The organism is Phenylobacterium sp. (assembly GCF_036563385.1).
In the GTDB taxonomy this organism is placed as follows: domain Bacteria; phylum Pseudomonadota; class Alphaproteobacteria; order Caulobacterales; family Caulobacteraceae; genus Phenylobacterium.
Genome location: NZ_DATCML010000001.1, coordinates 17,671 through 30,355 on the forward strand (window position 1 = coordinate 17,671; position 12,685 = coordinate 30,355).

Here is a 12,685-nt window from a genome sequence, read left to right on the forward strand (position 1 = left end):
AAGGTGGGAAGGGCGGATCCACGGGCACGCTAAAGGTTTAACTCACGAGGTCGCGCTTCTCTCCCCAGATCGCCGCCCGCGCAAGCGTGGCCATGCGCAACCGCCGCCCTCCTGCGCCCTCTTGGCGACCTCAACGCCCCATGCCACAAGGCCTTTCGAAGGAAACGCATACCGGCGCTTCGAAGCCAGAAGACTGGCCGCGCCGGAGGTCCAGGGGGAGTTTTCCGCATGACCACCGCCGCGCCTGCAGGCCGTCCGTCGAGCCTGAGCTACAGCTATCTCGTCGTCTTCGTCCTGGCGGTCGTCTACACCCTGAACTTCCTCGACCGGCAGATCGTGGCCATCCTGGCCGAGCCGATCAGGAAGGACCTCAACCTCAGCGACACCCAGCTCGGCATGCTGGGGGGCATCGCCTTCGCGGCCTTCTACACCACCTTCGGCCTGCCGGTGGCGTGGCTGGCGGACCGGGCGAAGCGCGTCTGGATCATCTCCGGCGCCTGCGCGCTCTGGAGCCTGTTCACCGCCCTCTGCGGCACGGCCACGAACTTCGTGCAGCTGGCGCTCTTCCGGATGGGCGTGGGCATCGGCGAGGCCGGCGGCTCCCCGCCGTCTTACTCGCTGATCAGCGACTACTTTCCGCCCGAGAAGCGCGGCACGGCGCTGGCCATCTACTCCCTGGGGGTGCCCGCGGGCTCGATGATCGGCGCCTTCGCGGCCGGCCGCATCGCCGAGGCGTACGGCTGGCGTACGGCCTTCTACGCCATGGGCATTCCCGGCCTGGTCATGGCCGTCCTGCTGCTGCTGCTGATCCGCGAGCCCAAGCGCGGCGCTTTCGACGTGCTCGGCGAGGGCGAGAGCCATGAGCCGGCGCCGCCGCTCTTCCAGGCGATCGGCGGCTTCTTCCAGCAGCGCACCCTGATCCTGACGGCGATCTCCAGCGCCATGAGCGCCTTCGTGGGCTACGCCGCCCTCAACTGGAACGCCCCGTTCCTGATCCGGGTGAAGGGGATGACCCTGGCGGAGGTGGCCAACTACTATTCGCTGGTGCTGGGCGTCACCGGCATGATCGGCACCTTCGCCGCTGGCTGGCTGGTGGACCGGCTCGGCCGGAAGGATCGCCGCTGGTTCGCCTGGGTGCCGGCGATCGCCTTCGCCATCACCATCCCGTTCTGGTTCGGCATCGTCTGGGCGCCCACCTGGCCCCTGGCTCTGCTGTTCATCGCCGTCCCGGCGCTGCTCAACAACATGTATCTCGCGCCGGCCCTCACCGTGGTCCAGAACGCCGTGCCGCCGGCCCGCCGGACCATTTCCGGCGCGGTGCTGCTGTTCATCCTCAACCTGGTCGGGCTGGGCGTCGGCCCCGTCTACGTGGGTCGGATCTCGGACTGGGCGAAGCCGCAGTACGGCGAGGATTCCCTGGCCGTGGGCTTCATCGCCCTCGTGCCGATCATCGTGATCACCATCCTCTGCCACCTGGCGGCGGCGGCCTCTATCAACAGGGACAAGCGGCTCGCCCACAATCTGTGACCCTGGGGACGCAGCGCGTCGGCGCCGTCTCGTCTAGGATGGTTCGCAGGGACACCATTCTGAGTCGGGTCGAGTTGTGAGTGACGTAAGCGAGACGCCGTGGATCCGGAGCTATGCGCTGGCGCCCCGACGCCTAAGCGAAGGCGGCTGGGTGTGGCTGCGCCCCTACGAGTGGCGCTGGGCGCGGCCGGACACCGGCCTCCCGGCGGCCGTAAACCCCCCGCGCGTGTTCTCCCGAAAGACCTCCGGCCGGCGCTGAACGCCGGCCTCAAACGGCCCCCAACCCATTGCGGAGCCGTATGACACCGGTTACCAAAGCTCCCGACAGGGAGTGAGCCGATGTTTGACAAGGTCTATCACGCGACGCACCCGGACATGATGGCCGGTGTGGACAACCAGACGCTGCGCGACCGGTATCTGGTCGGCGGCCTGTTCCAGCCGGGCCGGATCAGCCTGAACTATTCACACAACGAGCGCTTCGTGATCGGCGGCGCCGCCCCGACGTCGGCGGCTCTCACCCTGCCGGTGCAGAGCGAGCCGGAATCGGCCAAGGGCCACCCGTTCCTGGAGCGGCGCGAGCTCGGCGTGGTGAACGTCGGCGGCGCCGGCCGCATCTCCGTGGACGGCCAGGTCTTCGAGCTCGCCCCGCGCGACGGCCTTTACGTGCCGATGGGCTCGGAGACGGTGACCTTTGAGAGCGCCGACGCCGCCGCTCCGGCGCTGTTCTACCTGGTCTCGCTGCCCTGCCACGTGCGCCTCGAGGCGCAGCACATCTCGATCGACAAGGCCAACCCGCTGGAGCGCGGCACGCCCGAGCAGTCGAACGAGCGGACCATCTACCAGTACATCATCCCGGGCGTGTGCAAGTCGGCGCAGCTGCTGCTGGGCGTCACCATCCTGAAGCCGGGCAGCGTCTGGAACACCATGCCGCCGCACCTCCACGACCGGCGCAGCGAGATCTACTTCTACTTCGGCCTCGAGGGCGATAACCGCGTCTTCCACTTCATGGGCGAGCCGGACGCCATGCGCCACGTGGTGATGAGCAACAACGAGGCGGTGATCTCCCCGCCGTGGTCCATCCACATGGGCGCGGGCACCTCGGCCTACGGCTTCATCTGGGCCATGGGCGGCGAGAACCTCGACTACACCGACATGAACGTCCTCGACATCTGCCAGCTGAAGTAGGCGTCGCGCCATGAGCACCGAACTGTTCAGCCTCGCCGGCAAGGTGGCGGTGGTCACGGGCGCCAACACCGGCCTTGGCCAGGCGATCGCCGTGGCCCTGGCGAGCGCTGGCGCGGACGTGGCCGCCGTGGGCCGCTCAGCCATGGACGAGACCCAGAAGGTCGTGGAGGCCACCGGCCGCCGGTTCCTGGCGATTGGCGCGGATCTGGGCTCCACCGAACCGATCGGAAGGATCGTGCGCGAGACGGTCGACGGTCTGGGCGGGCTCGATATCCTGGTGAACAACGCCGGCATCATCCGCCGCGCCGACGCCCTGGAGTTCACCGAAGCGGACTGGGATGCGGTGATCGACGTGAACCTGAAGTCGGCCTTCTTCCTCAGCCAGGCCGCGGCCCGGGTGATGGTGGAGAAGGGCGCGGGGAAGATCATCAACATCGCCTCGATGCTGAGCTTCCAGGGCGGCATTCGGGTGGCGTCCTACACGGCGTCCAAGAGCGGCATCGCGGGCCTTACCAAGCTGCTGGCCAACGAGTGGGCGGCCAAGGGGATCAACGTCAACGCCATCGCGCCCGGCTATTTCGCCACCAACAACACCGAGGCGCTGCGCGCCGACGAGAGCCGCAACAAGGATATCCTGGCCCGCATCCCGGCCGGCCGCTGGGGCCGGCCCGAGGACCTGGGCGGCGCGGCGGTGTTCCTGGCCAGCGCCGCGGCCGACTACATGCACGGCGCCGTGGTGCCGGTGGACGGCGGCTGGCTCGCCCGCTGACAAGACCGTTCGAATAGGAGGTAGGTCCAGGTCACGCCGGCGTTGCGGTTGCTGGGCTGGATCGACTCCTGGTCCACCTCGAGCCGGCAGTTCAGGCCATGCTCCGCCGCCAGGGCTCGTGTCTCGGCCCCTGTGACCTCGAACATGCGCCGGCCTTCCGGAACGGGTCCGTGGCGTAGGGAGATGGAGAGCTGGCCGGCGGGGCCGAGCAGCGGAGCCGTGGCCCTCATGGCCCGCCGGCGCTCGGCTTGGTCCAGGTGCATCCAGACGCCGGTGCACATGACCAGCTCGAAGGTCAGCTGCAGGGCATGCACCGCGGAAAGCTCCGCCAGTCCGTCGCCTAGCCAGGTGATGGCGGGAGAGGGATGCCTGAGCCGAGCGGGCTCCCGAAGCTCGTCGGTGGGCTCGGCGGCGACCACTCGCGCGCCGCGCGCCACCCACCAGCCGGCGTCGCGGCCTGTGCCCGCTCCAATGTCGAGCACGCGAGAGGGGCGTTCCGGGAAGAGGTGCAGGGCGGCGCGGTGGACGTGCTCAAAGGGGAGCGCGTCGTAGCGGTCAAATGCCGCCGCGGCCTCCTGGGCGTAGCCGTCGGTTCCGGTGAAGCGGCGTGTCGTCATCGCGTCCCCCCTGGCCGGATCCTTCAGTGACGCGAGCGCCGTGCGCAAACAAGAACGGCGGCCCAGCCTGGCTGGACCGCCGCCTTGGAGCCGGGTTGTTCCGCGCCTTAGTCCAGCTTGGCCGGCGTCATGCGCGGGCTGAGCAGGTGCACCACCAGCAGGGCCAGCAGGTAGGCCGAGGCGGCCACGACGAAGATCGGGGTGTAGCTGCCGATCTTCTCCAGCACCCAGCCGGCGTACTTGGACATGGCCATGCCGCCGATGCCGCCGATCATGCCGCCGATGCCGATCACCGAGCCCACGGCGGCGCGCGGGAAGACGTCGGAGGGCAGGGTGTAGAGGTTGGCCGAGAAGCCCTGGTGGGCCGCCGTCGCCAGGCCGATGATGCCCACCGCCAGCCAGACGTTGTCGGCGTACATCGCGAAGGCGATCGGCGTCACGCAGACCGCACAGATCAGCATGGTCAGCTTGCGCGCGGCGTTGATGCTCATGCCCCGCTGCATGAAGCGAGAAGAGAGCCAGCCGCCGCCCACGCTGCCGAAGTCGGACAGCAGGTAGATGGCGATCAGCGGCGGGCCGAAGGTCTTCAGGTCCAGGCCATAGCGCTTGGAGAGGAAGTCCGGCAGCCAGAACAGGTACATCCACCAGATCGGGTCGATCAGGAACTTGCCAAGCGCGTAGGCCCAGGTTTCCTTGACCCGGATCAGCTTGCTCCAGGGCACGTGCTGGACCGGGTCGGCAGGATCCTGCTCGATGTAGGCGAGTTCGGCGGCCGACAGCTTCGACTGCTCGCGCGGGCGCTTGTAGACGAACCACCAGACCGGCAGCCAGACGAGGCTGACCACGCCGGTGATGATGAAGGCCGCCTGCCAGCCCATGGTCAGCACGATGCCGGGGACCACCAGCGGGGTGACGATGGCGCCGATGTTGGTGCCGGCGTTGAACACGCCGGTTGCGAAGGCGCGCTCCTTCTTGGGGAACCACTCGGTGACCGCCTTGATGCCGGCCGGGAAGCCGCCACCCTCGCCGATGCCCAGCACCACGCGCGCGGCGATGAAGCCGCCGGCCGACTTGGCGAAGGCGCAGCTGATGTGGCCTATGGTCCAGATGATGAAGGCCGCGGCGAAGCCCATCCGCGCGCCGATGCGGTCCACGAACCGGCCGAAGACGGCGTAGCTCAACGCATAGGCGGCCTGGAACCAGAAGACGATGTCGGCATAGGTGGTCTCGCTCCAGCCGAGCTCCTTCTCGAGGGTCGGCTTCAGCAGGCCCAGCATCTGCCGGTCCACGTAGTTGATCACCATCGCCGTGAAGAGCAGGGCGACGATGATCCAGCGATAGTTGCCGACCTTGACGGCGATCGGCTGCGCCCCTTGCGCCTCAGCGGTCACGGGCATCCTCCCTGGTTATGTTCTTACTTGTTGCGGGCGTCGGTGGCGGTGCAAAGCACCTGCCCCAGCGCGCCGAAGTCGATGACGGCTCGGTCCCCCGGCGCCACGTCGTGGATGCCGGTCAGTTGGCCGGTGGTGATCAGCGCCCCGGCCCGCAGCGGTCGGCCGCGACGGGCGGTGTGGCCCAGAATCCAGGCAAGGCAGCCCAGCGGACCGCCTTCGAGGTTGCCGGCCGAGCCGGTTCCCACTTCGACGCCGTTCACCAGGGTGCGGCAGGTCAGGCTCTCGGGCGCGCGTTCGCGCCAGCCGGGGATCGGCGGACCGAGGATCAGGCCGGCGTTGTTGCCGAAGTCGGAGACGACGACCCGCGGCCCCAGCTCGTTGATGGTGGCGAGCGGGCTGCCGGCCATCTCGCAGCCTATCAGCATCTCAGCAACGAGCTCGGCCGCCTCCTCAGGGGTCCACTCGTACTTGTTGGCCGGCGCATCCTTGGCCAGGCGGATGACCACCTCGGCCTCGACGGCGGCGAAGCCGCCAGGGATGGTCCGGAACGTCCCGGCCTCGCCCGGTGCGGGCTGCTGCACCCGGCCTTCGAAGATGGGTCCCACGAGGCGGGTCTCGCCCACCTCCGCCTGAACGGCGGGCGGCACCTTGCCGATCTTCCAGCCGACCACCTCGCCAGGCCATAGCCCGATGGCGGCCTCCTGGGTTTCGTACCCTTCGGCGAGGGTCTGCGGCAGCGGCCCCGGGAAGGTGGTCACAGCCTCGCCGCCCGTTCTCGCATCGACGAATCGCCGGGCGATGGCGAGGGCGGCGCCCTCTGGCATGGTTGTGGCCGCCGGCTTCGTCAAAACGCTCATCCTCCCGCCCTGCGGCCGGTCTTCTGGTGTCTCAGCAGGGGTATAGGAAACCGGTGTCATTTTCAAATCAAGGTGAGGCTGCGGGACGATCAGACGGCTAACGCCTGGGCGGAATCCACTTCGAGGCGGCCGTAGGCGGTCTCGACCGCCACGCGGAACGCGGGGGCCTGTGTCACGGCGGGCGGGAAGACTGAGCTCAGCGCCAGCAGCGGGGCGAGGTCGGACGCCGGGTCGCCCCTCATCCGCTTGCCGAGGTCCAGCAGTGTGTCGGCCATCGGATCGGTGATCGACTCCCCGGCCTGGGCGCGCGCCCGTATGAAGCGCGCCCAGGCGGCGATGGCGGTCGCCAGTCGGTCTACCGGCCGCCTGGCGGCCAGCGCCTCGGCGGTGGTTTCCAGGATGCGGAACGGCAGCTTCTGCGAGCCGTCCCAGGCGATCTGCGCCAGGCGGTGGGCGATGGCGGGATTGCGGAAGCGCTGCAGCACCGCCGCGATATAGGCGGAGAGGTCGAGGCCAGCGGTGGCGGGCAGGGTGGCCGCAATGTCCTGCCGCATCATGCGTTCCACGAAGGCGGAGAGCCGCGGATCGGCCATCGCCTGGGCCACCGTCTCGTGGCCGAGCCCCAGACCCAGGTAGGCCAGGGTGGAGTGCGCGCCATTCAGCAGCCGCAGCTTCGCCTTCTCGAACGCCGCCACGTCACGGGTCAGGGTGACGCCGGCCGCCGCGAAGGCCTCTGCGTCGCCCCCGAGTTCGTCCTCCACCACCCACTGCACGAACCGCTCGCGCTGGATCGGCCAGGCGTCCTCCAGTCCCAGTTCGTCGCCCACCCGGGCCCGCAGGTCGTCGTCGGTGGCGGGCGTGATGCTGTCCACCATGGTCGACGGGAAGCGGACCTCGCCGGCGATCCAGGCGGCAAGGTCGCGGTCGCCCTTCGCCTCGGCGAACTGCGCCACCGCCCGGCGCAGCCGCTTGCCGTTGTCCGAGAGGTTGTCGCAGCTGACGGCGACGAAGGGGGCGAGCCCGGCGGCGCGTCGGGCCGCCAGGCCAGCCGCGAGCCACGCCGGGAAGCTGACCGGATGGCGATCGCCCGCGAGGTCCCGACGGATGTCCGGGTGCTCGAGGTCCAGGTCGCCGGCCGGGGTCAGGCAGTAGCCCTTCTCGGTTACAGTCGAGGTGACCATGCGGACCATCGGGTCCGCCAGCCGCGCCAGCACGCGCTCCGGCGCCCGCGGCGCGGTGAGCACCGCCTTAATCGAGCCGATCACCCGAAGGCGCGGCTCGGCCTCCCGCTCAGCCAGGGTGTAGAGCCCGTCCTGCGGCGCCAGCGCATCCTCGACATCCGACGAGCGAACCGCGACGCCGCAAACGGCGAAGGCGCCGCCGGCCTTCAGCATCTCATCGAAGTACCAGGCCTGGTGCGCGCGGTGGAACGCGCCGGGGCCGAAGTGCACCACGCCGAGGGCCGCCGCCGCGCGGTCGTAGGCGGGACGCTCCACGTGGTCCGGGACGAGGTGGAGGGTCGCATTGGAAAGGCGCGGCCGGCTCAAAGCGTCACGCCCCGCTTCCAGAGTGCGATCTCCCGCTCCCCGTTCTCCTCGGCCCGGGTGGGCTGGCCGGAGGCGGTGGCGACCACGAGGTCCATCAAGGCGTCGGCGGCCTCGTCCAGGGTCTGGCCAGCGGCGATGCGGCCGGCGTCGAAGTCGATCCAGTGCGGCTTGCGCTGAGCGAGACCTGAGTTGGTGGCGAGCTTCAGGGTGGGCGCCGGGAAGCCGAGCGGCGTCCCCCGTCCGGTGGTGAACAGGATCACCGTGGCCCCCGCGGCGGTGAGCGCCGTTGAGGAGACGGCGTCATTGCCGGGCGCCTCGAGCAGGGCGACGCCCGGCTTGCCGGCGATCTGGCCGCCGTAGCGGACCACTTCCGTCACGGGCGCCCGGCCGGCCTTCTGGACGGCCCCGAGCGACTTTTCCTCCAGAGTTGTAATTCCGCCCGCGATATTGCCCGGCGAGGGGTTCTCGCTGACCGGCTCGCCATGGGCCAGGAAGTAGCCCTTGAAGTCGTTCACCACCGCGGCCACGTCCGCGTAGACGGCCTCGGTTTCGGCGCGGGCCATCAGCAGCCGCTCGGCCCCGAAGATCTCCGGGATCTCGGTCAGGATGGCCGAGCCGCCGGCCGCGCAAACCTTGTCGGCGATGCGCCCCACCAGCGGGTTGGCGGTCAGGCCGGAAAGCCCGTCGGAGCCGCCGCACTTCAGGCCGATCACCAGATCCGAGACGGGGCAGGGTTCGCGCCGGTCTTGCTCCGCGACCCGGACCAGTTCCTCGACCGCCTGCAGCCCCGCCTCGTACTCGTCCTCGGCCACCTGGGTGGTGAAGGACCGCAGCCGCTCCCGATCCAGGTGAGGCGCGCTCTCCAGCAGGGCGGAGAGCTGGTTGTTCTCGCAGCCCAGCCCGATGATCAGCACCCCGCCCGCATTGGGGTGGCCGGCGAGCGCCGCCGTCATCCGCCGGGTCGCCTCGAGGTCCCCGCCGAGCTGCGAGCAGCCGAAGGGGTGGGTCAGGGCATGCACCCCGTCCACGCGGCCTTCGAACAGCCGGTTGGCCCGCTCGGCGATCTTCTGCGCGGTCCGCGAGACGCAGCCGACGGTGGACAGGATCCAGATCTCGTTCCGTGTCCCGACGCGGCCGGTCTTGCGGCGGTACCCCATGAAGGTCTGCTCGCGCGGCGGGGGCAGGGGCTCAGTCGGCGTCGGCTCATAGGCATAGGCGTCGAGCCCCTCGAGCGCTGTCGCCACATTGTGCGTGTGGACGTGGTCGCCGGGCAGGATGTCCGCCGTCGCCCGGCCGATCGGCCAGCCATACTTGCGCACCGCCTCTCCCGCGCGCACCGGCCGGACCGCCACCTTGTGGCCAGCGGGGACGTCGCTGCGGGCCATGACCCCATCGGCGACCGGGTCGCCGGCCATCAGGCCCTGTACCGCCACGGCCACGTCGTCGCGAGGGTCGATCCGCAAGAGGGAGGCTGCTAAGTTCATCACACCTATGGTAACCGGTGTCATAGACGCGGCAAGCCCGCGCGACATCGCAGTGACAAGCGTTGAGAGGAACCACCATGCCCAGGCCGCTCACCCTGCACGAAGACCGGCTGTTCTCGCCCGAGCCCGCTCAGCGCGCCGTGGCCCGCCGGCTCTATGCCGAGGTGAGGGACCTGCCGATCATCAGTCCGCACGGCCATACGGATCCTTCCTGGTTCGCGCTGAACCAGCGGTTCTCCAACGCCACGGAGCTCTTCCTGGCGCCCGACCACTACCTCTACCGGATGCTGTACTCGCAGGGCATCCCGCTGGAGAGCCTGGGGGTGCCGAGCCGGGTCGGCCTTTCGAGCGCCGACCCGCGCAAGGCCTGGCGCATCTTCGCCGAGAACCAGCATCTTTTCCGCGGGACGCCGTCCTCCATGTGGCTCGCGCACGTGTTCGGCGAGGTGTTCGGCTTCACCGAAGCGCTCGCTGCCGAAAACGCCGACGACTACTACGACCGGATCAACGAGAAGCTGGCCAGCGACGCCTTCCGCCCGCGGGCCCTGTTCGACCGCTTCCGCATCGAGGCCCTGGCGACGACCGAGGGGCCGCAGGAGAGCCTCGACCACCACGCCACGATCCGCGCGAGCGGCTGGGGCGGCAAGGTGATCACGGCCTACCGCCCCGATCCGGTCATCGACTGCGAGCACGAGCAGTTCCAGGCCGCCTTGGCCACCTTCGGTGAGATCACCGGCCGGGACGTGATGAGCTGGGACGGCTATCTCGAGGCGCACCGCCTTCGGCGCCAGCAGTTCATGGAAGCGGGCGCCACCTCGACCGACCATGGGCATCCGACCGCGCGCACGGCCGACCTGCCCCGCGCGGAGGCCGAGCGGCTGTTCCAGACGGTGATCTCGGGCAAGGCCTCCGCGGCCGAGGCGGAGCTGTTCCGCGCCCAGATGCTCACCGAGATGGCGAAGATGAGCCTAGACGACGGCCTGGTGATGCAGATCCACCCCGGCTCGTTCCGCAACCACAACCGCCTGATCTTCGACCGCTATGGGCGCGACAAGGGCGCCGACATCCCGACCCGGACGGAATACGTCCATGCGCTCAAGCCGCTGCTCGACCGGTTCGGCAATGAGCGCGACCTCACCGTGATCCTCTTCACCCTCGACGAGACCAGCTATTCCCGCGAGCTCGCCCCGCTCGCCGGCCACTATCCCATCCTGCGGCTCGGCCCTTCGTGGTGGTTCCACGACAGCCCGGAAGGCATGCGCCGGTTCCGGGAGCAGACCACCGAAACGGCGGGCTTCTACAACACGGTCGGCTTCAACGATGACACGCGGGCCTTCCTGTCGATCCCGGCGCGTCACGACGTGGCCCGGCGGATCGATTGCGCCTTCCTGGCCAGGCTGGTGGCCGAGCATCGGCTGGATGAGGACGAAGCCCGCGACGTGGCGATCGACCTCGCCTACAACCTGCCCAGGCGCGCCTATAAGCTGGATCAACCGTCGCCAGCCCCCTTGGCGCACGCCGTCTGAAGGTGCAGCCTGTTGGCCTGCGCCGGCCTCCGGCGCTACAGGTTGCGTGACCGGAGGCCAGACGCCCGTTGACCGAAGCTTCGAATGCATCGCGCCCGGCGCTGGTGTGGGACGCCGCCAAGCGTCCGACGATCAACGACATCGCCCGCCTGGCGCAGGTCTCGAAGAAGACCGTCTCGCGGGTGATCAACCAATCGCCGTTCGTGAAGGCCGACACCCGCGAGCGGGTGAATGCGATCATCGCCGAGCTGGGCTACGCCCCTGACCCGCAGGCCCGGGGCCTCGCCTTCCGCCGCTCGTTCCTGATCGGAATGGTCTACGACAACCCGAGCCCCCAGTACGTCATCGACATGCAGCAGGGCATCCTGGACGCCGTGCGCGGTTCCGGCTTCGAGCTGCTGGTGCACCCCTGCGATCGCTCCAGCCCCACCTTCCTCGCCGACGTGCGCGGGTTCGTGGAGCGGCAGAAGCTGTTCGGCGTGGTTATGCCGCCGTCCGTGTCCGAGGACGAACGGGTGGCCGAACTGCTGACCGAGCTGGACTGCCCCTATGTCCGCATCGCCGGCATCCCGCTCGACGAGCCGGACTCCAGCCTGGTCACCCACGACCGCCATGGCGGCTACCAGGCGGCCAAGCACCTGGTGGAGCTTGGCCACAAGGTGGTGGCGCACATCTCGGGCCCCAACACCTTCCGGTCCGCCCACGAGCGACGGGCGGGTTTTGTAGAAGGGCTCGCCGAAGGCGGGGTCGGGCTGGAGGGCGCCTATTCCGTGGAGGGGCGCTATACCTTCGATTCGGGCGTGGAGTGCGCTCGGCGGCTCTTCGCGCTCTCGCCCAGACCCACCGCGATCTTCACCGGCAACGACGAGATGGCCGCCGGCGTCTATCAGGCCGCCCGCGAAGCCGGCCTGGCGATTCCCAAGGACCTGTCCGTGGTCAGCTATGACGACAGTCCGACCGCGCCCCGCCTGTTCCCGCCGCTGACCAGCGTGCGCCTGCCGATCCGGGAGATCGGCAAGGTGGCCGCGCAGATGCTGCTGCGCGACCCGGAGGCCGAGGCGAGGGCGGAGCCATCGGAGTTCGAGCCCACCCTCATCGTCCGCGAGTCGGCCGCGCCCCCCGCCTGAACGCGTCCCCCGCTGCGGGGCGTTGCTATTCCTGGCGTTTCGGCCATACCGCACCCGAAAGACCCGCAGTTGGCGAACTAGGGGGGAAGGCGGATTGGAACCTGCTGAGCCGTCCAACGGGCGCGCTGAGGACAACCCGCTGCTGCGCGCCTTCTTCGAACGGCGCGAGGCCCTGCTGCTGTTCCTGGCGTCGCGCACCCGCTCCATGGCGGCGGCGGAGGACCTGGTGCAGGACCTCTACGTGAAGCTCGCGACCGCCGAGCTGAAGAGCGAGGTGAGGTCGCCGGCCGCGCTGCTCTACAAGATGGCGGCCAACCTGCTCACCGACCAGGCGCGCAGCGTCCAACGCTCGGCCCGACGGGACGGCGAGTGGCGGCGCGAGACGGTGGTCTCCATCGGCGGCGACGACGTGGTGCGTGAGCCGGCCGCAGACGAGGTGCTCCTGTCCCGCGAACGCATGCGCCTGCTCGCCGAAGCCGTCCAGGCGCTGCCGCCGCAGCAGCAGCGCGCCTTCCGCCTGCACAAGCTGGAAGGGCGCAGCCAGGCAGAGACCGCCGACGCCATGGGGGTGTCGCGCAAGATGATCGAGCAGCACATTCAGGCCGCCGTCCGCAACCTGGCTGAGAGGCTGCGCACGTGATCGGTGCAGAAT

Annotated in this window: 11 protein-coding genes; 6 read left to right on the forward strand and 5 right to left on the reverse strand. The window is 69.5% G+C overall.

Going from position 1 to position 12,685, the window contains the following annotated elements; translation table 11 throughout:
• Positions 1 to 228: 228 nt before the first annotated feature.
• The 3 genes from VIL67_RS00065 to kduD all read left to right on the forward strand — a co-directional run bounded on the left by VIL67_RS00065 (position 229) and on the right by kduD (position 3,481).
• Positions 229 to 1,527: a spinster family MFS transporter gene (locus VIL67_RS00065; protein ID WP_332046797.1), complete on the forward strand. Its 1,299-nt coding sequence runs from the start codon at positions 229 to 231 to the stop codon at positions 1,525 to 1,527.
• Positions 1,528 to 1,866: 339 nt separating this feature from the next.
• Positions 1,867 to 2,712 (forward strand): 5-dehydro-4-deoxy-D-glucuronate isomerase, encoded by an 846-nt coding sequence (gene kduI / locus VIL67_RS00070; protein WP_332046798.1) that lies wholly within the window; start codon positions 1,867 to 1,869, stop codon positions 2,710 to 2,712.
• 10 nt (positions 2,713 to 2,722) lie between these two features.
• Positions 2,723 to 3,481 (forward strand): 2-dehydro-3-deoxy-D-gluconate 5-dehydrogenase KduD, encoded by a 759-nt coding sequence (gene kduD / locus VIL67_RS00075; protein ID WP_332046799.1) that lies wholly within the window; start codon positions 2,723 to 2,725, stop codon positions 3,479 to 3,481.
• On the opposite strand, the gene VIL67_RS00080 is transcribed toward kduD, so the two are convergent.
• The 5 genes from VIL67_RS00080 to VIL67_RS00100 form a co-directional block, all read right to left on the reverse strand.
• The gene (locus VIL67_RS00080) at positions 3,430 to 4,098 is read right to left on the reverse strand and encodes a class I SAM-dependent methyltransferase (RefSeq protein ID WP_332046800.1); all 669 of its coding nucleotides are present in this window, start codon (positions 4,096 to 4,098) and stop codon (positions 3,430 to 3,432) included. The genes kduD and VIL67_RS00080 overlap by 52 nt on opposite strands.
• Before the next feature lie 107 nt (positions 4,099 to 4,205).
• Entirely contained in the window at positions 4,206 to 5,489 is a 1,284-nt protein-coding gene (locus VIL67_RS00085; RefSeq protein WP_332046801.1) for an MFS transporter, read from the reverse strand.
• A gap of 23 nt (positions 5,490 to 5,512) precedes the next feature.
• Positions 5,513 to 6,316 carry a 2-keto-4-pentenoate hydratase gene (locus tag VIL67_RS00090; protein ID WP_332046802.1) on the reverse strand — a complete coding sequence of 268 codons (804 nt, stop codon included), beginning with the start codon at positions 6,314 to 6,316 and terminating at the stop codon, positions 5,513 to 5,515.
• 122 nt (positions 6,317 to 6,438) lie between these two features.
• Positions 6,439 to 7,896, reverse strand: coding sequence for a mannitol dehydrogenase family protein (locus VIL67_RS00095; RefSeq protein ID WP_332046803.1), 1,458 nt, complete (start codon positions 7,894 to 7,896; stop codon positions 6,439 to 6,441).
• Complete coding sequence (locus tag VIL67_RS00100; RefSeq protein WP_332046804.1) at positions 7,893 to 9,380, reverse strand: UxaA family hydrolase; 1,488 nt, start codon at positions 9,378 to 9,380, stop codon at positions 7,893 to 7,895. The genes VIL67_RS00095 and VIL67_RS00100 overlap by 4 nt, the downstream gene beginning before the upstream one ends.
• Before the next feature lie 77 nt (positions 9,381 to 9,457).
• Between VIL67_RS00100 and uxaC the strand changes: the two genes are divergently transcribed.
• The 3 genes from uxaC (at position 9,458) to VIL67_RS00115 (ending at position 12,673) form a co-directional block, all read left to right on the forward strand.
• Positions 9,458 to 10,906 carry a glucuronate isomerase gene (gene uxaC / locus VIL67_RS00105; RefSeq protein WP_332046805.1) on the forward strand — a complete coding sequence of 483 codons (1,449 nt, stop codon included), beginning with the start codon at positions 9,458 to 9,460 and terminating at the stop codon, positions 10,904 to 10,906.
• Between the two features lie 68 nt (positions 10,907 to 10,974).
• The gene (locus VIL67_RS00110) at positions 10,975 to 12,033 is read left to right on the forward strand and encodes a LacI family DNA-binding transcriptional regulator (protein WP_332046806.1); all 1,059 of its coding nucleotides are present in this window, start codon (positions 10,975 to 10,977) and stop codon (positions 12,031 to 12,033) included.
• A 94-nt stretch (positions 12,034 to 12,127) separates the two neighbouring features.
• Positions 12,128 to 12,673 carry an RNA polymerase sigma factor gene (locus tag VIL67_RS00115; protein ID WP_332046807.1) on the forward strand — a complete coding sequence of 182 codons (546 nt, stop codon included), beginning with the start codon at positions 12,128 to 12,130 and terminating at the stop codon, positions 12,671 to 12,673.
• Positions 12,674 to 12,685 lie beyond the last annotated feature (12 nt).